Raw genomic sequence first — 22,423 nt, 5'->3', positions numbered from 1 at the left:
CTCGGGCAGAACACGAAATGATAATGGAGCATCGACACGGTGGTGTTGGTTCTTCGATAGTTGTTCATACGTTTATCGTATCACTTTGTCTATTTAAGCGATACATTTTCTCGGGATAAGATCACACGTGTTGATCTCTGAAATTCCGACTAGCGGAATTCCGAAATCAAGCTCACGTTCATCCCACACTGAAGCAGTGGGCTTTCTCGTTCGCAAATTCTGTAAATCAAGTAAGTTGTCTCTAGTATATAGGAAAAGGAGGGAATTTTCTGTGCATATCTTTTTTCGTGTCTGGCGCGGGTTATCGAAATTATCGTTTTTGAACGTCGTCTTGGCATCGCTAGGCATCATCTTGACCGGTACCGTCCTCGGGTTTGTGCTCGAGCCCGAGACGTTCCCGTCGATGTTCGACTCGTTTTGGTGGACGATGACGACGCTCACGACCGTCGGATACGGTGACTTTTTTCCGACATCGGTCGCGGGACGTTGGCTCGGGATATTCTTGTTCCTGTTCGGGATTGGGATTATCGGGGCGTTGATTGGAAAACTCGTTGAAGTCGGTGCGACGTTTCAACGGTTAAAACGGGAGGGAAAGCTCATGTATCGAGGAGAAGGACATTACGTCTATATCGGCTGGTCGCCGAAGACAAAGAAGGCCATCGATGAAGTGCTCGTCTATGAGCCAAAGGCCGAGATCGTCTTAATCGATCAGTTGAAGCAAGAACCGTACGACCACGATCACGTCCACTTCGTCCACGGTGACGCGTCGGACGAGTCCGTGCTCTTGCAGGCCAATATTTTAAAGGCGCGCCGGGTCGCCATCTTCGCGGATGCCCGCATCACGGAGACACTCCTCGCCGACGGGAAATCATTGCTCATCGCGTCAGCGGTCGAAGCGCTCTCGTCTGAACGCGGCGTCGATTTGCATACGGTCGTCGAGGTGTGCGAAGAACGGAACATCTCGAAATTCAAACACGTCCGAATCGACGACTTTATTCTCGCGAACGACTCGGTGTCACTCCTCATGGCGAAAGCGACGCTGCAGCCGGGGACGACATCGATTTTCCGTCAGCTGCTTAGTAAACAGTCAGGCGGCAACATCCAGGCGCTCGCGCCGAAACCGGAATGGACGACCATCCGGGACGCTGCGGAAAGCTTGTTGCATCAAGGCGTCACGTTAATCGCCGTCAACGACCGTCTCGATTACGCGACGGTGCTCGATACACCGCTTCAAGCGAACGATATGTTGTATGTCGTCTGTCACGATGACTCGTGGGAGCGACTGAACCAAGGGGGAATTTGATGTATAACGGAACGTTTATCCGCAAGATGACACGTATGCAGAACGTGCAACGTTGGGACGAGTATGCGCCGCATTATCATGACAATGCGGCAAGCCACAGTTTCCGCGTCGCTGTCTTCAGCTTGATCGCGGCGTACTACGAAGAGAACAATGGACGGGACGTCAATTTGCTCGACGTGCTCGGCAAGGCGCTGTTCCATGATATGAACGAAGTGCAGACCGGTCCAATCATGCACCGGACGAAAAAAGAATCGACGCTCAAAGAACATATCGAACGGATGGAGCGGACGGCGAGTCTCGGACTCGTCGAGTTGTTGTCGCAGTCGCTCCGGCCGCATTTTTATCGTTTCCTCGTCGAGGCGGAGGACGACTCATTCGAAGGACGGCTCGTCGATGGAATCGATTCGTTCGACGCGATGCTGTTCGTCCGCCGGGAAGTCGGACACGGCTCGCCCCATTTCGTCGCGAAGCTTGAAGAGATGAAAGCAGCCCTGCGCAATCATCCGCTCGAATCGGTCCGCTGGCTCTATGAACAAGTCGAGGCCGAGACCGACGTGGCGACGTTCATCGAGAACGTCATGCGGATGGACAGTGTAAGACGGTGGAAAGGCCGTTTCAATACGATCGACGATAACGACGCCATCCATGGATTCCGGGCGGCCGCGCTCGGGCTGTTCAGCGGCTTGTTGGAGCGCGAGAAGTATGATGTCGACGTCGATGTCGCCGAACTGACGGCCCGACTTCTCTGTCACGACCTCGTCGAAGGGGTGACCGGGGACGTGCTCGGACCGGTAAAGCATTCGACCGCCGAGACCGGGACGGCGTTCGAGGCATACGAACGGGCTGAGAGCGAGGCACTGTTGTCGCTCCTTCCAGACTATATGCAGCCGGCGTTCCGCCGCTATATGGCCGATTCGAAAGATGACACGTATGAAGGCATGCTCGTCGATATGATGGACAAGCTCGACGCGCTCATCAAGATGAACATGGAGAGGAAGATGAACGGGGCCGAATATGAGGTCACGTATCGGGAGCAACTCCGTAAAGTGCAGATGCGTTATGAGAACCCGAGCATGTTGTTCTTCTTGGCGTACATCTTGCACGATTTAGATTACGTCACCAGTTAAGGAGGCCGCAGACAAATTGTCTGCGCCTTTTTTTATATCATTTATTGACATATATCATTCAACGATATATATTAAGGGTAAGATATATCAATGAATGATATAGGAGGTGGCGGGATGCCGCGCAATGACACGATCGAGCTCGGAGAATTGACCGACAGCATGCTCTATATCCTGCTCGCCTTGACCGAGGCGCGTCACGGTTATTTGATTATGCAGTTCGTCGAGGAGCTGACGAACGGACGGATCAAGATCGGTCCGGCGTCGATGTACACAATCATCAAGAAGCTCGTGAACGCCCAGTTGATCGAGCCGATCGACGGGGACGGGAAGCAGAAACGCTATGTGATCACGAGCCGAGGACGCGCGCTCGTGGAGGAAGACGTAAAACGACGGCAAACAATCGTTGATGATGCACGCTTCATTTTAGACGGGGAGGTACACCGATGAAACGGAAATATATGTCGAGTTGGGGCTTGGCGTTCGCGGAAGAAAAAGAAATGAAAAAGCTAGGAGAGATGGCAGCCCGGGGCTGGCATTTAGAGAAGTTCGCACCGCTCGGCTATACGCTCGTCGAAGGGGAGCCGATGGACGTACGCTACAGTCTCGATTATCGCAAACAGCCTGACGAGGATTACTTTGAGCTGTTCGCCGCGAGCGGGTGGGAGCACGTGACGTCGACCGGTGATGAGATTCACGTATTCAAAGGCAGTCCGGACGCGACACCTCTCTATACCGATCGCCAGACGACCCAAGAGAAATATGGGCAAGTCGAGCGTGCGATGGGGCGGGGTGCGCTCATCTGCTTGCTGTTATCACTTGGATTTGTGTTCATGCTTCAACTAGATTGGCCGCAGACGGCGGAAGCCATCATTTTGGTGTTACAGACGCTTGTCGTCATCGGGCTCGTCTTCACAGGACTCCCGTATCTCGGTTTCCTCGTGAAGCGAAAACGTTTGGAACGGAATGAATGACTAGGCGGATGGCATAAGCCATCCGTTTTGTTTTGGTCGACTGAACTATTCAAGAAAAAAATAGTTAGGTGCAGAGAACTGTTTTATGGAAATCCTCTATTCAACCAAAATAGAATCGGGCATGATAATTAATGAAATCGCTTGCATTCATTTTGAAGAGGAGGAACGGGCATGGGTAAAAGACGGAAAGGGTTAGCGATGACGGCTGGTGTCACCGCGATTGCACTGCTCGCCGGGCAACCGGTCGCACAGGCGGCGACGCCGCAAAACGGTACGATGATGCAGTACTTTGAATGGTACGTCCCGAACGACGGGCTGCATTGGAACCGACTATCGAATGACTCGCAGCACTTGAAAGACATCGGGGTGACGACGGTGTGGATTCCGCCGGCGTACAAAGGCACGTCACAGAACGATGTCGGGTATGGGGCGTACGATTTATACGATCTCGGCGAATTCAACCAAAAAGGGACGACCCGGACGAAGTACGGGACGAAAGCGCAGCTCCAGACCGCCATCTCGAACTTGCGCGGTAAAGGGATCGGTGTGTACGGCGACGTCGTCATGAATCACAAGGGCGGGGCCGATTATACCGAATCCGTTCAGGCGATCGAGGTCAATCCGTCGAACCGGAACCAAGAAACGTCCGGTGAGTATGGCATCTCGGCCTGGACCGGGTTCAACTTCGCGGGGCGCAACAATACATACTCGCCATTCAAATGGCGCTGGTACCATTTTGACGGCACCGATTGGGATCAGTCACGCAGCTTGAGCCGCATCTATAAATTTAAGAGCACGGGCAAGGCGTGGGACACGGACGTGTCGAACGAGAACGGCAACTATGATTATCTTATGTATGCCGACGTCGATTTCGAGCATCCTGAGGTCCGCCAAGAGATGAAGAACTGGGGTAAATGGTACGCCGACTCGCTCGGGCTCGACGGCTTCCGGTTGGACGCGGTCAAACATATCAGCCACTCGTATTTGAAGGAGTGGGTGACGAGCGTGCGCCAGACGACCGGGAAAGAGATGTTCACGGTCGCCGAGTATTGGAAGAACGACCTCGGTGCCATCAACGACTATCTGTATAAGACGGGCTACACGCATTCCGTCTTCGATGTGCCGCTCCATTACAACTTCCAAGCGGCTGGTAACGGCGGCGGGAATTACGATATGCGAAACATCTTGAAAGGCACCGTCACCGAACAGCATCCGTCGCTGTCCGTGACGATTGTCGATAACCACGACTCACAGCCGGGCCAGTCGCTCGAGTCGACGGTCGCCAACTGGTTCAAACCGCTCGCCTACGCGACGATCATGACGCGCGGTCAAGGCTATCCGGCCCTCTTCTACGGGGACTATTATGGAACGAAAGGGACGACGAACCGTGAGATCCCGAACATGTCGGGCACGCTCCAACCGATTCTGAAGGCACGAAAAGACTTCGCCTACGGGACGCAGCATGACTATCTCGATCATCAGGACGTCATCGGCTGGACACGTGAAGGGGTGACCGACCGCGCCAAATCGGGTCTCGCGACAATCCTATCGGACGGTCCGGGCGGTTCGAAATGGATGTACGTCGGCAAACAGAACGCCGGCGAGGTATGGAAAGATATGACGAACAACAACTCCCGTCTCGTCACGATCAACGCCGACGGCTGGGGCCAGTTCTTTGTCAATGGTGGTTCGGTCTCCATCTATACGCAACAATAAGAAAAAACGAGTCGCGAGACTCGTTTTTTAGCGTTTCCAGACCCATTCGTCACTCTCGTACTTGGCGACGAGTTGCTGAATCTCTTGTTGCTGCGTCTCGGTGAACGTCAGCGGTTCGAACGTCAAATCGAACGCGTCACGGAACCCGTCCGTGAACGCTGCCGCGACCTCGTCGAAGGCGACCGGTCGTCCGAGTGTCTCGTTCAAGGAGACGGCCTTGTCACCAAAGCGGGCTTTCGCCTCCGCCTTCGCATCGGCCTCGAGATTGAAGCAGTCGAACAAGACGTCATCGTCAATCGACAATGGGATTGACCCGTGTTGCAAGACGGCGCCTTGGTGGCGCACTTGGGCGCTCCCGGCAATCTTTTTCCCGCCGACGGCGAGCTCGTAGTACGAAGCGGCGTCAAAACAGACGGCCGACTTCGGTTTTCGGAGCGCCTCGCGGTCTGCCTCGGTCAATGGTACCGAGAATTCGGCCGGGACGCCGAGCGCGTGGTAGCCGCGACGCACCCCTTCGGTCAGGAGGCGATAGCTCTCGATGACGTTCGTCGGCAAGGACGGCATCGTCTCCGGCAAGATGACGCTATACGTCAGTTCATCTGCGTGCAAGACGGCCCGCCCACCGGTCAAACGGCGGACGACCGGGATGCCATTCAACGCGAGCGCGTCGCGGTCGAGGTCGCGCGTCGCCCGTTGGAAGCGCCCGACGCTGATGGCGTGCGGGGCCCAGGCGTAAAAACGGAGTGTCGGTTTCATGTCGCCGCGTGCGACCCAGCCGGCGATGGCCTCGTCGATGGCCATGTTCTCGGCCGGGGACAGCGGGGCGGTGTGAAGCAAATGCCATGTCGTTCCAGTCATATGTGTCTCTTCTTTCTCTTAGTCGATTGGCAACATCGTATGACGACGCGCCTTGTGGACTTGTTCGTCCGCATGATATGAAGAACGGACGAGCGGTCCGGCTTCACAGTGGGAGAAGCCTTTCGCCAAGGCGATCTCTTTCAACTCGGCGAACTCATCTGGATGGTAGTAACGCTCGACGTCGAGATGCTTCTTCGTCGGCTGCAAGTATTGGCCAAGCGTGAGGATATCGACGTGGTGGGCCCGCAGGTCATCCATCGCCTCAATCAACTCTTCGCGTGTCTCGCCGAGTCCGACCATGATCGACGACTTCGTCGGGATGTCCGGGTTCAGCTCTTTCGACCGTTTCAAAAATTCGAGCGTCCGGTCGTACGTCGCTTTGGCGCGGACTCTCGGCGTCAAACGGCGGACCGTCTCCAAGTTGTGGTTCATGATGTCCGGTCCGGCATCGATAAGCGTCTGGAGCGCCGAGAAGTCACCCATCATATCGGACGGGAGCACTTCGATTGACGTCTCCGGATTCATGCTACGGACAGCGCGGACTGTCTCGGCGAAGACGATCGCCCCGTAATCGTTCAAGTCGTCGCGGGCGACGGCCGTGATGACGACGTGCTTCAAATTCATGAGACGGACCGATTCGGCGACGCGTTTCGGTTCTTCCCAGTCGAGCTCGTTCGGTTTGCCTGTCGTGACGGCGCAGAAGCGGCAAGCCCGCGTACAGATACTTCCGAGAATCATGAACGTCGCCGTACGGCGGACGGCCCAACATTCGTGGATGTTCGGACATTTCGCTTCCTCACAGACGGTATGTAGATTTTTCTCGCGCATCATGTTTTTGAGACCGGTGTATGTCTCGTTCGTGTTCAGTTTAATCTTTAACCATTCCGGCTTTCGTTTGATTTCCCCTCGTGCCAAGATGATTTCCCCCTTTGTGAAAGTTAACCCCTAACGGAATGAGTTTACCAAAGATGGGGCCGAATTCGAACCAGCGAAATTATTGGCTTTGCCAATACAGGTCAGCTGTGTGTCAAAACAGAACATATATTTCAAAATGGTTACGCTTTCACGTGAAGTGTTGTTTCCCATTTTTTGAATTGCTATACTGACGTTGACCACCTGAATAAGGACCATATGTAACTGATACGATCAGGCATGGGGTGAACGAGCGTTGGTGAGGCAACGCTTCTTCCTCCATGCCTTTTTGTTTGGGGGTCGGGGAAACTTTCAAAAAGGAGTGGGGAAAACATGAACAAAGCACTGAACTGGACGGCGACACTGGGGCTAACGACAGCACTACTCGTCTCATCGGTCCCGATGGCGAACGCGGTCGTGGCAGAGGAGACGCCGGCCCCGTCGATTGAGCAGCGTGTCGACGCCAAGCTCGATTCGATGACGCTTGAACAAAAGCTCGGCCAAATGATCATGCCAGACTTCCGATTATGGAACGGGGCGAACCATACGGCACTCGCGACAGACGTGGCGCGGGTCGTCGATCGGTTTGACCTCGGGGGTGTCATCTTGTTCGCGGAAAACGTGACCGAGACCGAACAGACGACGAAACTCGTCCACGACCTCCAAGAAGTCGTCAAACAAGACGAAAGCAACGATATACCGCTCTTCATCACGATTGACCAAGAGGGTGGGATCGTGACACGGCTTGGCACGGGCACGAACTTGCCGGGTAACATGGCGCTCGGGGCGACACGGAGCAGCCAGTACGCATACGACGCGGGGAATATCATCGGTTCGGAGTTGAACGCTCTCGGGGTGAACGTCAACTTCGGTCCGGTACTAGACGTCAACAACAACCCGGCCAACCCGGTCATCGGCGTCCGCTCGTTCTCGAGTGACCCGGAACTCGTCGGCGAGCTCGGCTCGGCGATGACGCAAGGGATTCAAGACCAGGGTGTCGCTGCGACGGCGAAGCATTTCCCGGGTCATGGTGACACGGCGGTCGACTCGCATTACGGACTTCCGATTGTTGACAAGTCGCTCGAAGACTTGCGTGGGCTCGAACTGTTACCGTTCAAACGGGCCATCACGGAAGGCATCGACATGATCATGACGGCACACATCGGGATGCCGCAAATCGAGGATGAGGTCGTCAACTCACCGCGCGGCACGTTCCCGCTCCCGGCGACGCTCTCGGATGACGTCATCACGGGCGTGTTACGGGAAGACATGGGCTACGACGGCATCGTCATCACGGACGCCTTGAACATGCAGGCGATCGCCGACAACTTCACGGAAGCGGAAGCGGTCATCAAGACGTTCGATGCGGGCGTTGATATCGCGCTCATGCCGACGATTTTACGGTCGAACGCGGACGTCGTGAAGCTCGAGACGATTTTTGAAGACGTCATGGGCGCTGTCGAGGACGGACGCCTGTCAGAAGAGAAGATTGATGCAGCGGTCGAGCGGATTTTGACGCTCAAAGCGAAACGTGGTATTTGGGACGAGTCGGTCGACACGACGACGCTCGAGGCGAAACTCGCCGAGGCGAACGCGGTCGTCGGCAGTGCCGAGCATAAAGCGAAAGAACGTGAAATCGCCGAGGCGGCCGTCACGCTCGTGAAGAACGACGACAAGACGCTTCCGTTCAAACCGAAAAAAGGTGAGACGGTCCTCGTCTTGTCACCGGCGAAAGACCAGACGGACAGCATGATCAAGACGATCAAGTCGCTCGAGAAGAACGCCGGCAACATGAAAGACGTGAACGTCATCGCCGCGAACTATACGGCATCGACGAAACACTTAGATCAAAACCCAGACTTGAAAGCGAAACTCGATGCGGCCGACTATATCATTGTCGGTTCGAACGTGAACAACAGCGCCAAGCTGAAATCGACGTCGGCTGACAACTACGTGCCGGCCGAAGTGTTCCGTTACGCGAACGAGACGGGCAAGAAGTCAGTCTTGCTCAGCCTGCGTAACCCGTACGATGTGGCAGTTCAACCGGACGCACCGGCCCAGCTCATCATCTACGGCTTCAAAGGTGACCCGAACGGACCGGACTCAGAGGCGGGCAATGCCAAATCGGCAGGTCCGAACCTCCCGGCCGGCATTCGCGCCATCTTCGGTGAAGTGAAGCCGACGGGCAAACTCCCAGTCGACGTACCGACGTTCGAGAACGGCGTGTTCGGCGACGACTTGCACCTCGAGTTTGGTGACGGATTCCGTAATTGGAATAAATAAAAAAGTAGCTGGTTTCCTTTTAGGATACCAGCTACTTTTTTATCAAAATTATGTATATAATTGTATTATATTCACTATTTTGATACAGGTATTAAAATAGTGAATTTTTTCATTAATTTTATTAAAAGGAGCTTAATCTTGAAAACAATTAATTTAATTTCATTGTTAGACGCAAGCGAAGAATTATCTTCTGATTTATTTGAAACATACAAATCTCAGTTCGGAATTTCAATTAAAAATGGTGAATTAAATGTATTAAAAAGTTTTGTTAGAAATCTTGCTAAATTTTCAAATAAATTTAGAATCTTAGAAAATTATTTTGTTGGATATACAATTCCTCAAATTAGTAAAGAATTTGATCTCCTTAGATTTTATGAGGACAAGATTATTAACATTGAATTAAAATCTCAAAGCACTTTAGAAAAAACTCATAAGCAACTGCTCGGAAACAAGTATTATTTAACAGCATTAAAAAAAGAAATTTACCAATATACATACGTAGAACAAGAAGAAAAATTATATAAAATCGAAAATGATAACGTAGTTGAAGCTCAATTTACTGAACTGTTAACCATTCTAAATGACGGTGATGTTCATACAGACATAGATTTAAACAAAGTTTTCATACCATCGAACTATTTAGTATCTCCATTTAACTCTACTAAAGAGTTCATTTCAGGTAATTATTTTTTAACTGATCATCAAGTAAACATCAAATCAGAGATAGTAAATGACTCCACAACGAAATTTTTTTCAATTCAAGGTGCAGCAGGTACTGGAAAAACTTTGGTTACATATGACATTGCCAAAGAGTATAAAGAAAATGAAAGAAAAGTTCTGATTTTTCATTGTGGAAAACTAAACGAGGGGCAGCATAATTTAAATCAAGAATACGATTGGGAAATATCAATGGTGAAGAATTGGCAAGGAAAAAAGATTAATGAATATGATTTAATAATATTTGATGAAGTACAAAGAATAAGAACGAATCAGTTGGAAAAAATTTGTGATGAAATTATAAAAGCATCACATGTAAAATGTATTTTTTCATATGATGAAAATCAGTGTTTAAGCAGTATAGAGATAAATAATAATATTCCGGATTTGATAAATAAAGTTTACAAACCAAAACGATATAAACTCAAAAATAAAATTAGAACAAACTATGAAATTGCAGAATTTATTAAATCGTTTTTTAATTCTACTAAACCTGTTACACGAATAGAATATCCTAATATTTCTGTTCAGTATTTCAAACGAAATGAACATGCGCAGCGGAAGCTTACAATTCTCTCGAGAGAAGAATGGAAGATAATAAATTATACTTCTTCTCTTTACGATTCTCACCCCTACGATAAACTAGAATTTAAACTCGAAAAAGATACGGCGCATACTGTCATTGGTCAAGAATTTGAAAAAGTTGCGGTGGTTATCGATTCTCACTTTTCTTATGATGAAATTGGGAACTTGTCTATATATGGCGACGGTTATTATTATGATCCAGTAAAAATGTTGTTTCAAATGATAACTAGAGCTAGAACAAAATTAATGATAGTAGTAATTGATAACCCAAATGTACTAAAGAGAATAACTGACATTACGATAGGAAACAAAGAAGTCAAAGTATAAGTATTAGAAAATGTTATTAACAGAATATAACTTTAAACGCTTTTAGTATAATTTTTTAGGAGTTTTATAAAAGACGTCTAAAATGAATATTTTTAATCTAAACTTCAATTTATATGGCTGTATACAAAAACAAGCGACCAGATTTAAAGGCGCTTGTTTTTGTATACTTAGATATAAAAACACTAGATGTGAAAATTAAATTCAATGTAATTGAAAAGCAATATTCTATCAATAGTAAATTTAAGCAGATTTCGCATCTATGAATATCAGCTTATTTCATTTCGAAATAACCGACGACGAGCAAGCCTGGGCCTGTGTGCGCCCCAATGGCCGAACCGACGATTGTCTTCGTGACGCTCGCTGGGTTCACATGTTCCCGTAACAACGCCTCGAATTGGTCGGCTTTGACTGGATCATCGCCGTGGCCGATGAAGACGTGCCCACCCTCGACGAGCGGTTTCGACTCGGTCATCCATTCGACGATGCGGCGTAACACTTTCTTGTGACCGCGCACCTTCTCGATTGGGACGAGCTTGCCGTCTTCGACTGTCAAAAGCGGTAGAATCGTCAACAAATCCCCGATGAACGCGCTCGCTTTTGAGACACGACCGCCGCGCATCAAATATTCAAGCGATTCGACCGTGAACAAATGCCGGATTTTGCCGACGAGCGACGTCGCGTAGGCGACCGTCTCTTCGTACGTATGGTCTTGACCATACTCGGCGACCGTCTTGACAAACAGTCCTTGGCCGACGGAGGCGGCACGCGTATCAAGAATATGGAACGTGCTGTTCGGGTATTCTTCTTTAAGTAGGTTGCCGATCATGACGGCCGTCTGATAGGTGCCTGAAAGCTCACCGGAGAAGGCGAGGTACAGGAACGGGATTTCCGATTCGAGATGTTGACGGAAACATTGTTCGAGGCGGGCCGCCTCGATTTGGAACGTCTTCGGCGTCTTCCCGGCACGCATCGCGTCGTACACGTCTTTTGGTTGAATCGTCTCACCGTCTAAAAATTCGTCGTTGTCGATGACGACACCGAGCGGTAGCATTTCGAGACCGTACTCGACGATCTGGTCTTGGGTCAAATCGGCGCCGGTATCGGTTATGATTTTAAACATGCGGTCACTCCTCTATTAATTGTTGTTCAATCTCACGGATCGGTTCATTGCGCTTCCACATCCGGTCGAGCTGGGTCACGAGCGTCGCCTGCTCTTCCGCATCGAGAGTGCCAGGTATGAGCCGGCTCACGTCACTAAGGACGGTGTAGGCGCGGCGCAACACGTCATCGACGGTGAGCGGGATACCGAGCAAGTCCTCGAGTGACGCCATCGTCTCAGGGACGATGGCCGGGTAGGTGAATTTTGTCGCTTCGCCTTGGATGGCGCGCTCATAAAAATCACGGATGAGGGTGGCGCGTTCGCTCCCGCTCTTGCGGACGCTCAAATAAATTTGGACGGCGACACCGCCACGGACACGGCGCTGTGAGATGCCGGCGAACTTCTTGCCGCCGATGGATAAGTCGAAACTGCCGGGGCAGTAAGACCCAACGATTTCGCCAGCGACAATGTCTGTCGTCACGTCTTGAAACATGAGTTGGATGAGCGACGTCATCGCCTCGTAGCCGCTATCGATTTGAATCCCGTCTTTTTCAGGTAAAATCAGGGATAAGTTCAATATGTCTTCATCCAAGACGACGGCAAGCCCTCCTGAATTTCGCACGACGGGACGGAATCCATGTTTATGTAGAAAACGGATGCCGTCTGACAAGTGAGGCAGGCGGGCGTCTTGAATGCCGAGCACGACCGTGTTTAGATGAACCCAGGCCCTGAGGACGGCACCAGACGTTGCGGTCGACGCACAGAGCGTGTCGTCCGTCGCGAACGATTGCTCGGCTTGGAACGCCGGACCGAGCGAAGACTGGTCAATGACACGGTAGGTCGGTTGTCGTAATAATGGATGGGTCATATACATAATTCCTTTTCAATAAATAATTTCCTTCCCATTATAACATGGGAGGAACAACGTGCTAGAAGTCGAATCCAATCATTAATGAAACGTAGGGGGCAACGTCATGTATACGTCACGAGGTCAATTGTCAGGATCGAAAGTGTTCAAAGATCCGGTTCACCGCTATATATATGTCTACGATCATCTCGTCTGGGAATTGATCAACACGAAAGAGTTTCAGCGCTTGCGGCGCATCAAACAGCTCGGGACGTCGTTTTTGACGTTCCACGGGGCCGAGCATACGCGTTTCCATCATTCGCTCGGCGTCTACGAAATCGCCCGACAGCTAATCGATCAGTTCCATGAGTATCCGGAGTGGGATGACCGCAACCGGGAGCTGTTGCTCGCGGCGGCGCTGCTGCACGATGTCGGACACGGTCCGTTCTCACACGCGTTCGAGCACGTCTTCGCCGTTCGTCACGAAGTATGGACCGAACGAATCATCCTCGGGGACACGGAAGTGAACAAAGTGCTGTCGGAGATGGGGGTCGGCTTCCCGGAAGAAGTAGCGGCCATCATCAATAAGACGCACCCGAACCGCTTGCTCGTCAATATCCTCAGTTCGCAACTCGACGTCGATCGGATGGACTATCTGCTCCGTGACGCCCATTTCGCCGGTGTCAGTTACGGTAAGTTCGACCTTGAGCGCATGCTTCGGGTGTTGCGTCCCGATGAGGACCAAGTCGTCGTCAAACAGTCGGGCATGCATACGATTGAGGACTATATCATGCGGCGCTATCAAATGTATTGGCAAGTTTACTTGCATCCGGCGACGCGATCGAGCGATTTATTACTCAAAGCCGTGCTCGAACGGGCGCAAGAACTATACGAATCGGGTTATTCTTTCGAGATGACTCCAAAGCATTTCTTGCCGATTTTTAACCATGAAGACATGACGCTCGAGCATTATTTGAAGCTCGATGAGACGATCGTCTATTTCTATTTTCAGGAATGGATGGATGAGGCGGACCCGATTTTGGCCGACCTTGCGAGCCGCTTCGTCAACCGTCGTTTGTTGAAATATAAGAACTTCCCGGAAGCGAACCGCGTCCGCTATATGGACCGCTTGCGTTCAACGATGGAGGCAATCGGTTTACCGACGCGCTACTACTTGCTCGAGGATCAGCTCAGCCAATTGCCATACGATTTGTATAAAGGGCACGGGACATACGAAGGCATCTATCTCAAGATGAATGATGGCGACCGCCGGGAAATTTCGGAAGTGTCGATGCTCGTCCAATCGATTTTAAACTCACGACAGTCCGACGAGAAAATCTATTATCCGGAGGACGTACTGCTCAACTTGAAAGATCACGCATCAGAAAAAACATGGATGTTGTCAACGTTACGAGGCGATTGAATCGTTGAAAAGGAAGTGACACCATGGGAATCGGCACATTGGTCGGGGGAGTCGGCATCTTCCTACTCGGGATGATGCTGTTGACGGATACGTTAAAAAGCATGGCCGGGGAACGCCTCCGGCAACGATTGAATCGCTTGGCTGAAGGACCTGTTTCGGGTGCCTTTCTCGGAGCGACGATGACGACGTTGTTTCAGTCCTCGACCGTGACGACGCTCATGACAATCAGTTTTGTCAGTGCCGGCCTGCTGACGTTCACCCAAGCGCTCACACTCGTCATCGGAGCGAACGCGGGTAGCGCGACGACCGGATGGATCGTGGCGCTCTTAGGTTATAACGTCGATATCCGCGAGCTGTTGCTCCCGCTCATCGGGGTCGGCATGGCGCTGCGCTTGATTGGGCGGCGCGTCAAACGCATCGGCATGCTCATGGTCGGACTTGGCCTCATTTTTGTCGGCATCGGAACGCTCCAAGAGGCGATGCGGGAAGTTGTCACGTTCTCGTTCGCCAGTTGGGAAGCGGACACACCGCTCCACCAACTTGCGCTTCTCGGTACGGGCCTGTTGATGACTGTTTTATTGCAGTCTTCAAGCATCGGTCTCGTCTTGACGATGACGGCGCTCGCGACCGATACGGTCACCCTTGCCCAAGCGTGTCTGCTCGTCTTAGGGCAAAGTGCCGGGACAAGTCTCGTCGTCGCGCTCGGGTCGATCGGAGGTTGGAAGTCGGCCCGCCGCATCGTCTTGGCGCACGTGCTCGTCCACGGCTCGATTTTACTTATCGGCTGGCTAACCTTCCCGCTCTTGTTCGGCGTCGTCAACGGTGTGGCCGACCGTCTCAATTGGAACGAACTGTTGCGGCTCGCCTTGTTCCACACGTCGTTCCATCTGCTTGGTGTGTTCACGTTTTTGCCGTTCCACGAGGCGTTCAGCCGTCGGTTGCTGAAGTGGGTCCCGAGCCGAGCGGAGAAGCTGACCCGGTTCTTGAACCCGAACATGGCCCGCATCCCGACGGTCGCGCTCGAAGCGGCCCGACGCTCGTTGATTGAAATCGAGCGCTATCTCGCCAAAGAGACGAAACTGTTGCTAGCGGAAGGACGAAAGCGCGACGACGAGCTCCAACTCGTGGAGAAGACGCTCGGGGACGTGCGTGTCTTTTTGAGCACGATTCAATTGGAAGAAGGGCGGGGCCGCAATGACTATGGGCAACACTTGTCGCTGCTGCATACAATCGATCATTTGGAGCGGTGGCTGTTCGTCATGCGAGAAGTCGAACCGGTCGACGCCCTTCGGGATACAGACTTCCTGGTCGCGCGCCAGCTCGTCTTGCATGAACTCGACATGTTGGAGACGCTCAACCATCACACGCCCCCGGAAGAGTCTCGGCAGTGGAAGACAGCCTCGAAACAGCTTGCCGAATATCGAAAAGCGCACCGGGCCGAACTGCTCGAGGAGACGGCAGCCAATCAGCTTGAGATGGACCAGACGATTCAAAAGGTGCAAGCTCTCCTCTGGCTCGACCGAATCGGCTATCACATTTGGCGTGCGACGCGTCATCTCATTAAACCGACCGTCCCGAGCGAGCGGTTTGAAGTGAATCTGGAAGACTGACCACATTTGTAAAATTACATCCAACATTTATTATGTAATTGAAAATATATGCCAAAAAAATAAAAATCCATACATCGTTAACATCTATATTTGTATAATGATTATACATTAGACATTATAGGAGGATTTTTTATGCCATTTAGAAAACCTGTTTCAACAATGGGCGGATTGAATTTTTGGAGTAATGTTCAACAAAATGAGCACTTTGTCATGCAAAAACACAAAACTGGGCTCTGGCCATATAAATTCCGTATTTTAATGAGAGCAACGTCTAAAGAAATTGCCAATGCGAATGATTTAGAAACGATTCAATATGATTGGAGATTCCTTGAGACTAATGCGGTTCCACGGATTGATGAGAGCGGCTTTTTAGAAATCACTAAAGTCGAAACAATCGTAGAAGATTTGATTATGAAAACTATTTCTAATAAAATGCCGTTTTGAGGCAAAAAGAATGCCATGTCCACAACAGGGACATGGCATTCTTTTTACATCATTACTTCTTGTCCGCGTGCATAACGCCGGCTTGACCGTAGTGCGTCGCGTCCATTTCTTCGATGAAGACGGTGATGTTTTCTTTCGGTGCGTTCGTCGTCTCCGAGACGGCTTCCGTCACTTTTTCAATCAACGCACGTTTTTGTTCGACCGTGCGGCCTGGGAGCATTTTAACCGTTACGTATGGCATAACATTTCCTCCTTTTAGTTCGTTCCCTTTCATTCTAGTGAAAGGTGGGGCGGGTGGAAAGCAGAAAATCGATTGAGCGGACAGTACAAAGAAAAAATGCAGGTGCGAAATATGTGAAAACGGGGTAATGAACAAGACAGACTAGACGTAGGAGGAACAGGCTGATGAAATGGAAGGGTAGACAAGCAAGTCGTAACGTTGAAGATCGACGGGGACAACGTGTCGGAGGGAAAGGGATTGCCGGGATTGGCGGAGGCTTCGGTCTCATCTTGGTCATCGTCTTCACGTTGCTGAACGGGGGCAATCCGGCAGACATTGTCAACAACATCGGGATCGGCGAACCACAGTCGTCCGAGACGTACCAAGGGTCGGCACGGGAAGAAGAGATGGCAGACTTCGTGTCGGTCGTGCTAAGGGATACCGAGGAAGTATGGACCGATATATTCGCAGAGAACGGATTGACGTATCGGGAACCGACGCTCGTCTTGTATAAAGACCAAGTTGAATCTGCCTGCGGTATCGCGGGATCGGCTGTCGGACCATTCTACTGTCCCGGTGACCAAAAACTATACATCGATTTAAGTTTCTATGATGAACTCAGTCAACGTTTCAACGCACCGGGTGACTTCGCGATGGCGTATGTCGTCGCCCACGAAGTCGGCCACCACGTCCAGACGTTGCTCGGCACGACCGATGAGATCATGCCGCTCCGTAACGAAATGAGTGAGACGCAATTCAATAAATATTTGGTCCGCTTCGAGCTTCAGGCCGATTATTATGCGGGTGTCTGGGCCCACCACGCCCAAGGCATGGGCTACCTCGAGGCTGGCGACGTCGAAGAGGCGATGAATGCGGCGCACCAAATCGGGGATGACACGCTTCAAAAACAGGCACGCGGCTATGTGACGCCAGACTCGTTCACCCATGGGACGTCCGAACAGCGGAAACGCTGGTTCGACAAAGGGTTCCAAAACGGGACGATTCAAGGCGGCGATACGTTCAATGCCAAAAACTTATAACGATCAGGTCAAGCTTCGGCTTGACCTTTTTCATATCCAAGTTGGCTTGTGCAGAAAGAATCCGCTATCATGGAAACAGAAACTAGAAGTAGGAAGGGGATGACCCGATGGAATCCTTACTCAAAAAAATCGAACTCGCTAAAAGTGAGATGACGTCTGTCGAGAAGAAAATCGCAGACTATATTTTGACCCACTCGACGCTCGTTCCGAACATGACGACGAAAGAACTTGCTCAAAAGACGGATGTGTCAGAGGCGAGTATCGTCCGGTTCGCCCGCGTCGTCGGCATCGACAGCTTCAAGGCGTTCAAGCTCGCCCTCGTCAAAGACTTGGCCATCACCGAGACGACACTCACCGACTTCAACGTGTTACAGCAGAAAGACACACCGTACGATTCGTTTCAAAAAGTCATCCATGTAAACAAGATGGCCATCGAGGCGTGCGCCGAGGCGATGGACAAGCGTGAGCTCGAGCATGCAATCGATACGTTTGCCCGAGCGAACCGGGTCGTGTTTTATGGGGTCGGCGGTTCGTCAACGGCTGCCTATGACGCGCAATATAAATTCACAAAGCTCGGCTATGCGGCCCAGACGTCGCAAGACTTCCATTACATGTTGTCACTCATCCCGCATCTCGGACCGAACGACGTCTTTGTCGCCATCAGCACGTCGGGTCGGACGAAAGATGTACTCGAACTCGTCCGCTTCGCCAAAAAGAAAGGGGTGCCGGTCGTCGCCATCACGGACCTCGATAAATCTCCGCTCTATCGGGAGGCGGACGTCCGTCTTTGCACGCCGAGTGTCGAACGTGACTTCCGGATCGCGAGCATCGCGTCACGGATGACCCAGTTGACGATCATCGATACGCTCTATATGGGTCTGTTGCACCGAAAAGGCGAAAGTTTGATTGACCGTTACGCCGAGGCGCGTGACGAGATGGTGAAGTTGCGCCGATGATTCACGTCTATGATGCGACGTGGCGCGACAAGGTCGCGACGTTCTTATTGCGGCAGTCGGCGTTCGCGAGCTTGAACGGACAGACGCCTGAAGCGTTTCGAGACGAGAATTTGACCGACTTTGAAGCCGAAGGGACCGTCAGCCTCGTGTTTGAAGAAGGGGGCGTCATCGCGGTCGCTGATTTGTTGAAAGAACATCCAGTCGACGGATCGCTCTGGCTCGGCCTGTTCGTCGTCGACGAGCAATTTCATGGTACCGGTGTCGCGCAACGGCTGTATGAGCAACTTGAACAGGAATATATGCGCCCTTTCCAGACGGTGTTTCGGCTCGGAGTCTTGCCGCACAATGAACGGGCACATCACTTTTGGGAACGACAAGGTTATGTGTACGAAAAAGATTCCGTCACGGCACGGGGCGACCACGTCCACGTGATGAAGAAACTGGTCGAATGAAGGGCTCGGTCCGATATGGGCTGGGCTTTTTCTATGGAATGGGTAACATCCTCATTTCTTTTATGAAATTTTACTTCCTTATTTTTTTAAATAAATTTGACTTTTAATTTCAAGTTAGTACAATGAAATCAGAGAGAAGAAAGGATGGTGGCGATGTTAGACAAACTGGCTACTGAAAGACGGAATGAACGAACGATGCACTTGGACGAGATGGCGGTCGAGGAGTTCCTCGCGGTGATGAACGAGGAAGATCAGTCGGTCCCCCACGTCATTAAAGAAGAGCTATCGGTCATTGCCGAAGTGACGAAGCGTGCCATCGCATCCTTCAAACAAGGCGGGCGTTTGATTTATATCGGCGCAGGGACGAGCGGACGGCTCGGTATCTTGGATGCGGCAGAATGTGTGCCGACGTTCGGCGTATCACCGGACATGGTCGTCGGACTCATCGCCGGAGGCGAGCGTGCGCTCATCAAAGCCGTCGAGGGAGCAGAAGACAGCAAGGATTTGGCAGTCAACGATTTGAAAGCGCTTCACTTGAACGAGAAGGACACGGTCGTCGGAATCGCCGCGAGCGGCCGGACACCGTACGTCATCGGCGGGCTCGATTACGCCCGTGAAGTCGGGGCGACGACAGCTGCGTTATCATGTAACAAAGGATCAAAAATCAGCGACCACGCCGAGTATAAAATTGAGGTCGAGACGGGACCGGAAGTGTTGACCGGTTCGACCCGTTTGAAAGCAGGGACGGCGCAAAAACTCGTCCTCAACATGATTTCGACGGCGTCGATGATTGGAGTAGGGAAAGTGTATCAAAACCTGATGGTCGACGTGCAGCCGACGAACGAGAAGTTGGAAGTGCGGGCCAAACGGATGATTGCGGAAGCGACAGGGGTCGACGAACAGACGGCCGCGCGTTATTTTGATTCATCCGGTGGGCACGTCAAGACGGCGATCGTCATGATTTTAGCCGATGTCCCGCATGCGGAGGCAGTCGAGCGATTAGAGCGTGCGAACGGATTCGTCCGTGACGCACTATAAGGGGGATTCGAGATGAAGAAAGAAGAGGTTCTTGCGCATGCGATACTCGAGCATGTCGGGGGGAAAGACAACATTCGTCAACTCGCGCACTGTATGACACGTGTGCGTTTGGCGCTCAAGGATCCGACGAAAGCGGATCTTGCCGCCTTGAAACAAATCGATGGTGTCATGGGTGTCATCGATGATGAGACGTTGCAAATCGTCGTTGGCCCGGGGACGGTCAACCGCGTGGCGGACCATCTCAGTCGTGAGACGGGGCTCGCCATCGGAGAAGAATCGGTCGACGCGAACTTGACTCCGGACGAACGGGCCGCCATCGAACGTCAAAAAGTGAAAGACAAACAGAAGTCGCCGTTCAAGCGCTTCTTGCGTCGCTTAGGGAATATTTTCATTCCGCTCATTCCAGGACTTGTCGCTTCAGGTATCATTAACGGAGGAGCCAACTTCGCGAAGAACGCCGGGGTCGACCCGACGGAAACGTGGATGCAAATCCTCTTGTTGCTCGGTAGCACGGTATTCGCCTACCTCGCCATTCTCGTCGGTTGGAATACGGCAAAAGAGTTCGGCGGGACGCCGGTACTCGGTGCCATCGCCGGGGGGATCCTCTTCAACCCGGTGCTCGCGGACATCACCATTTATGGGGAACCGCTCGTCGTCGGGCGGGGTGGACTGTTCGGGGTCATCTTTGCCGCTTGGCTCATGACGTACATCGAGAAACATGTCCGTCGCTTCATGCCGACAGCGGTTGATATCATTTTCACACCGCTTCTTACGGTACTCGTCGTCGGTTTCACGGCGCTCTATGCGATTATGCCGGTCGCAGGCGTGTTGTCGGACGGTATCATGCAAGGTCTTAACGCCGTGCTCGAAGTCGGTGGACCGGTCGCAGGGGCTGTTCTTGCTGGATTCTTCTTACCGCTCGTCATGGTCGGATTGCACCACGGACTCACACCGATTCACTTGGAGTTGCTCAACACGGTCGGTAACACGGCACTCTTGCCGATCTTGGCGATGGCCGGGGCCGGACAAGTCGGGGCAGCACTTGCTATCTTTGTGAAGACGCGCAACCAACGTCTCCGTAACATCATCAAAGGGGCGATCCCGGTCGGATTCCTTGGCATCGGTGAACCGCTCCTCTACGGGGTCACGCTTCCGCTCGGTCGTCCGTTCTTGACGGCTTGTATGGGGGCCGCGGTCGGCGGTGCCTTCCAAGCGACGATGAAGACGGCAGCACTCGGGATTGGGGTCTCGGGTCTCTCGCTCACACCGCTCATCGACAACGGCATGTACTTGACGTACATCGCAGGTCTTGTCATTTCGTATACGGCTGGCTTCATCTTCACGTATTTCTTCGGCTTCAAAGAAGAGATGGCAGACGGGATTTAACAACCGAGGCGGCTCTTTGGAGTCGCCTTTTCATTTGATGAGGAGGGTTTTCTGATGAAAGGATTATCGGTTTATTTGAGCGAACCGCTCACACCGCAGTTCAAGATATGGATCGGACGCATGCGCGAGATTGGCTTCACCTCGATGTTCACGTCACTGCATATCCCCGAGGACGACACGTCGGTGTATACGGAAAGGCTCCGTGATCTCGGGACGCTCGCACGAAAACTCGACATGGAGCTGTTTGCGGATATCGCACCGATGTCGCTCGCCGCGCTCGGCAAGACGTGGGACGATGCCCATACGCTCACCGAGTGGGGCGTGACGGGGCTGCGCGTCGATTACGGCGTGACCCCAAAACAAGTCGCCGACTTGTCGACCCGGATGACGGTCGCCTTGAACGCGAGCACGCTGTCTGAAGCGGAACTCATAGAGATGAAGCAACACGGCCTCGTGACGGACAACGTCGAGGCGTGGCACAACTTCTATCCGCGCCCAGAGACGGGGCTTGATCGAAACTGGTTCGATGCCAAGAACGATTGGTTGAAACGCCAAGGATTGAGCGTTCAAGCGTTCATCCCGGGAGATGGGTCACTCCGCGGACCGTTGTTTGAACGGTTGCCGACGCTCGAAGACCATCGAACGTTATCGACGTTCGCTTGTTACTTGGACCTCGCCGATTCGGTCGACCGCATTTTAATCGGCGATCCGGGACTTGCCGACGAGACGATCGAACAGTTCGCCTCACACGCGGACGGGATGCTCGTCCTCCGGGCCGAAGCGGAGACGACGATTGAGGCCGCCTTCTATCGCGTCCAGACGAACCGGATGGATCCGGCCCGTGACGTCATCCGCTCGGTCGAGTCTCGGGCTTACGGCCGACCTGGGTACCGCTTGCTTGAACCGATGGATGCGAGACCGCGTCCGCTTGGGACGATCACGGTCGATAATGCGGATTACGGGCGCTATGCCGGCGAGATGCAAATGACGAAACGGGATCTTCCGCCTGATGCACGAGTCAACGTTCTCGGCCGGGTCATCGAGGCAGACCGGCCGCTCATCCGTGCCATCGGACCGGGTACGACGTTTCGGATTGAATGGTGCTGACG

The 22,423-nt window shown here is 52.2% G+C and carries 21 protein-coding genes; 16 read left to right on the top strand and 5 right to left on the bottom strand.

What is annotated here, in order from left to right:
- The first annotated feature begins 271 nt into the window (after nucleotides 1–271).
- The 5 genes from KNP74_RS12000 (at nucleotide 272) to amyS (ending at nucleotide 5,117) form a co-directional block, all read left to right on the top strand.
- Nucleotides 272–1,303 carry an ion channel gene (locus tag KNP74_RS12000; protein ID WP_214764392.1) on the top strand — a complete coding sequence of 344 codons (1,032 nt, stop codon included), beginning with the start codon at nucleotides 272–274 and terminating at the stop codon, nucleotides 1,301–1,303.
- Nucleotides 1,303–2,430 (top strand): YfbR-like 5'-deoxynucleotidase, encoded by a 1,128-nt coding sequence (locus KNP74_RS11995; RefSeq protein ID WP_214764391.1) that lies wholly within the window; start codon nucleotides 1,303–1,305, stop codon nucleotides 2,428–2,430. The genes KNP74_RS12000 and KNP74_RS11995 overlap by 1 nt, the downstream gene beginning before the upstream one ends.
- A gap of 114 nt (nucleotides 2,431–2,544) precedes the next feature.
- Complete coding sequence (locus KNP74_RS11990) at nucleotides 2,545–2,877, top strand: PadR family transcriptional regulator (RefSeq protein WP_214764390.1); 333 nt, start codon at nucleotides 2,545–2,547, stop codon at nucleotides 2,875–2,877.
- Nucleotides 2,874–3,401 (top strand): DUF2812 domain-containing protein, encoded by a 528-nt coding sequence (locus tag KNP74_RS11985; RefSeq protein WP_214764389.1) that lies wholly within the window; start codon nucleotides 2,874–2,876, stop codon nucleotides 3,399–3,401. Before KNP74_RS11990 ends, KNP74_RS11985 begins: the two co-directional genes overlap by 4 nt.
- Nucleotides 3,402–3,599: 198 nt before the next feature.
- On the top strand, nucleotides 3,600–5,117 hold the full coding sequence (gene amyS, locus KNP74_RS11980) for an alpha-amylase (RefSeq protein WP_251130184.1): 1,518 nt from the start codon (nucleotides 3,600–3,602) through the stop codon (nucleotides 5,115–5,117).
- 27 nt (nucleotides 5,118–5,144) lie between these two features.
- Here the strand turns inward: amyS and KNP74_RS11975 are convergent, their stop codons facing one another.
- Nucleotides 5,145–5,975 (bottom strand): lipoate--protein ligase family protein, encoded by an 831-nt coding sequence (locus KNP74_RS11975; protein ID WP_138858721.1) that lies wholly within the window; start codon nucleotides 5,973–5,975, stop codon nucleotides 5,145–5,147.
- Between the two features lie 18 nt (nucleotides 5,976–5,993).
- Entirely contained in the window at nucleotides 5,994–6,893 is a 900-nt protein-coding gene (gene lipA, locus KNP74_RS11970) for a lipoyl synthase (protein ID WP_276610418.1), read from the bottom strand.
- Nucleotides 6,894–7,220: 327 nt separating this feature from the next.
- Here lipA and KNP74_RS11965 point away from each other — a divergent pair, with 327 nt between their 5' ends.
- Nucleotides 7,221–9,170: a glycoside hydrolase family 3 protein gene (locus KNP74_RS11965; protein ID WP_138858723.1), complete on the top strand. Its 1,950-nt coding sequence runs from the start codon at nucleotides 7,221–7,223 to the stop codon at nucleotides 9,168–9,170.
- A 138-nt stretch (nucleotides 9,171–9,308) separates the two neighbouring features.
- The gene (locus KNP74_RS11960) at nucleotides 9,309–10,799 is read left to right on the top strand and encodes a DNA/RNA helicase domain-containing protein (RefSeq protein WP_138858724.1); all 1,491 of its coding nucleotides are present in this window, start codon (nucleotides 9,309–9,311) and stop codon (nucleotides 10,797–10,799) included.
- 271 nt (nucleotides 10,800–11,070) lie between these two features.
- On the opposite strand, the gene KNP74_RS11955 is transcribed toward KNP74_RS11960, so the two are convergent.
- Both KNP74_RS11955 and KNP74_RS11950 read right to left on the bottom strand, forming a co-directional pair.
- Nucleotides 11,071–11,919 carry a DegV family protein gene (locus KNP74_RS11955; RefSeq protein WP_138858725.1) on the bottom strand — a complete coding sequence of 283 codons (849 nt, stop codon included), beginning with the start codon at nucleotides 11,917–11,919 and terminating at the stop codon, nucleotides 11,071–11,073.
- 4 nt (nucleotides 11,920–11,923) lie between these two features.
- A complete protein-coding gene (locus KNP74_RS11950; protein ID WP_138858726.1) occupies nucleotides 11,924–12,772 on the bottom strand; it encodes a lipoate--protein ligase family protein in 849 nt (282 codons plus the stop codon).
- A 100-nt stretch (nucleotides 12,773–12,872) separates the two neighbouring features.
- Here KNP74_RS11950 and KNP74_RS11945 point away from each other — a divergent pair, with 100 nt between their 5' ends.
- The 3 genes from KNP74_RS11945 (at nucleotide 12,873) to KNP74_RS11935 (ending at nucleotide 16,222) form a co-directional block, all read left to right on the top strand.
- On the top strand, nucleotides 12,873–14,168 hold the full coding sequence (locus KNP74_RS11945; protein WP_138858727.1) for an HD domain-containing protein: 1,296 nt from the start codon (nucleotides 12,873–12,875) through the stop codon (nucleotides 14,166–14,168).
- A 23-nt stretch (nucleotides 14,169–14,191) separates the two neighbouring features.
- Nucleotides 14,192–15,778, top strand: coding sequence for a Na/Pi cotransporter family protein (locus tag KNP74_RS11940; RefSeq protein WP_138858728.1), 1,587 nt, complete (start codon nucleotides 14,192–14,194; stop codon nucleotides 15,776–15,778).
- Nucleotides 15,779–15,910: 132 nt separating this feature from the next.
- On the top strand, nucleotides 15,911–16,222 hold the full coding sequence (locus KNP74_RS11935; protein ID WP_138858729.1) for a hypothetical protein: 312 nt from the start codon (nucleotides 15,911–15,913) through the stop codon (nucleotides 16,220–16,222).
- A gap of 52 nt (nucleotides 16,223–16,274) precedes the next feature.
- Here KNP74_RS11935 and KNP74_RS11930 read toward each other — a convergent pair whose 3' ends face one another.
- Nucleotides 16,275–16,463: a 2-hydroxymuconate tautomerase gene (locus KNP74_RS11930; protein WP_138858730.1), complete on the bottom strand. Its 189-nt coding sequence runs from the start codon at nucleotides 16,461–16,463 to the stop codon at nucleotides 16,275–16,277.
- A 164-nt stretch (nucleotides 16,464–16,627) separates the two neighbouring features.
- Here KNP74_RS11930 and ypfJ point away from each other — a divergent pair, with 164 nt between their 5' ends.
- From ypfJ to KNP74_RS11900, 6 genes are all read left to right on the top strand, one after another.
- Nucleotides 16,628–17,482, top strand: coding sequence for a KPN_02809 family neutral zinc metallopeptidase (ypfJ, locus tag KNP74_RS11925; protein ID WP_138858731.1), 855 nt, complete (start codon nucleotides 16,628–16,630; stop codon nucleotides 17,480–17,482).
- A 107-nt stretch (nucleotides 17,483–17,589) separates the two neighbouring features.
- A complete protein-coding gene (locus KNP74_RS11920) occupies nucleotides 17,590–18,438 on the top strand; it encodes a MurR/RpiR family transcriptional regulator (protein ID WP_034779356.1) in 849 nt (282 codons plus the stop codon).
- Complete coding sequence (locus tag KNP74_RS11915; protein WP_138858732.1) at nucleotides 18,435–18,890, top strand: GNAT family N-acetyltransferase; 456 nt, start codon at nucleotides 18,435–18,437, stop codon at nucleotides 18,888–18,890. The genes KNP74_RS11920 and KNP74_RS11915 overlap by 4 nt, the downstream gene beginning before the upstream one ends.
- Nucleotides 18,891–19,034: 144 nt before the next feature.
- Entirely contained in the window at nucleotides 19,035–19,928 is an 894-nt protein-coding gene (gene murQ, locus KNP74_RS11910) for an N-acetylmuramic acid 6-phosphate etherase (protein ID WP_138858733.1), read from the top strand.
- A 12-nt stretch (nucleotides 19,929–19,940) separates the two neighbouring features.
- Nucleotides 19,941–21,314, top strand: coding sequence for a PTS transporter subunit EIIC (locus KNP74_RS11905; RefSeq protein ID WP_138858734.1), 1,374 nt, complete (start codon nucleotides 19,941–19,943; stop codon nucleotides 21,312–21,314).
- A 54-nt stretch (nucleotides 21,315–21,368) separates the two neighbouring features.
- Nucleotides 21,369–22,421, top strand: coding sequence for a DUF871 domain-containing protein (locus KNP74_RS11900; RefSeq protein ID WP_214764386.1), 1,053 nt, complete (start codon nucleotides 21,369–21,371; stop codon nucleotides 22,419–22,421).
- Nucleotides 22,422–22,423: the final 2 nt, after the last annotated feature.

The sequence above is a fragment of the Exiguobacterium sp. s141 genome, assembly GCF_018618085.1.
GTDB lineage: Bacteria > Bacillota > Bacilli > Exiguobacteriales > Exiguobacteriaceae > Exiguobacterium > Exiguobacterium mexicanum_A.
The sequence above is the reverse complement of the archived record's forward strand: the minus strand, read 5'-3'. Positions and strand labels throughout refer to the sequence as shown.

Excerpts from the sequence above, each read along its gene's own strand:
- KNP74_RS11995 (WP_214764391.1), top strand. The coding sequence starts at position 1,303 with ATGTATAACGGAACGTTTATCCGCAAGATGACACGTATGCAGAACGTG.
- KNP74_RS11905 (WP_138858734.1), top strand. The coding sequence starts at position 19,941 with ATGAAGAAAGAAGAGGTTCTTGCGCATGCGATACTCGAGCATGTCGGG.
- KNP74_RS11940 (WP_138858728.1), top strand. The coding sequence starts at position 14,192 with ATGGGAATCGGCACATTGGTCGGGGGAGTCGGCATCTTCCTACTCGGG.
- murQ (WP_138858733.1), top strand. The coding sequence starts at position 19,035 with ATGGTGGCGATGTTAGACAAACTGGCTACTGAAAGACGGAATGAACGA.
- KNP74_RS11985 (WP_214764389.1), top strand. The coding sequence starts at position 2,874 with ATGAAACGGAAATATATGTCGAGTTGGGGCTTGGCGTTCGCGGAAGAA.
- KNP74_RS11930 (WP_138858730.1), bottom strand. The coding sequence starts at position 16,463 with ATGCCATACGTAACGGTTAAAATGCTCCCAGGCCGCACGGTCGAACAA.
- KNP74_RS11955 (WP_138858725.1), bottom strand. The coding sequence starts at position 11,919 with ATGTTTAAAATCATAACCGATACCGGCGCCGATTTGACCCAAGACCAG.
- KNP74_RS11920 (WP_034779356.1), top strand. The coding sequence starts at position 17,590 with ATGGAATCCTTACTCAAAAAAATCGAACTCGCTAAAAGTGAGATGACG.
- KNP74_RS11990 (WP_214764390.1), top strand. The coding sequence starts at position 2,545 with ATGCCGCGCAATGACACGATCGAGCTCGGAGAATTGACCGACAGCATG.
- KNP74_RS11915 (WP_138858732.1), top strand. The coding sequence starts at position 18,435 with ATGATTCACGTCTATGATGCGACGTGGCGCGACAAGGTCGCGACGTTC.
- KNP74_RS11935 (WP_138858729.1), top strand. The coding sequence starts at position 15,911 with ATGCCATTTAGAAAACCTGTTTCAACAATGGGCGGATTGAATTTTTGG.
- amyS (WP_251130184.1), top strand. The coding sequence starts at position 3,600 with ATGACGGCTGGTGTCACCGCGATTGCACTGCTCGCCGGGCAACCGGTC.
- ypfJ (WP_138858731.1), top strand. The coding sequence starts at position 16,628 with ATGAAATGGAAGGGTAGACAAGCAAGTCGTAACGTTGAAGATCGACGG.
- KNP74_RS11965 (WP_138858723.1), top strand. The coding sequence starts at position 7,221 with ATGAACAAAGCACTGAACTGGACGGCGACACTGGGGCTAACGACAGCA.
- KNP74_RS11945 (WP_138858727.1), top strand. The coding sequence starts at position 12,873 with ATGTATACGTCACGAGGTCAATTGTCAGGATCGAAAGTGTTCAAAGAT.
- KNP74_RS11900 (WP_214764386.1), top strand. The coding sequence starts at position 21,369 with ATGAAAGGATTATCGGTTTATTTGAGCGAACCGCTCACACCGCAGTTC.
- KNP74_RS11950 (WP_138858726.1), bottom strand. The coding sequence starts at position 12,772 with ATGTATATGACCCATCCATTATTACGACAACCGACCTACCGTGTCATT.
- KNP74_RS11975 (WP_138858721.1), bottom strand. The coding sequence starts at position 5,975 with ATGACTGGAACGACATGGCATTTGCTTCACACCGCCCCGCTGTCCCCG.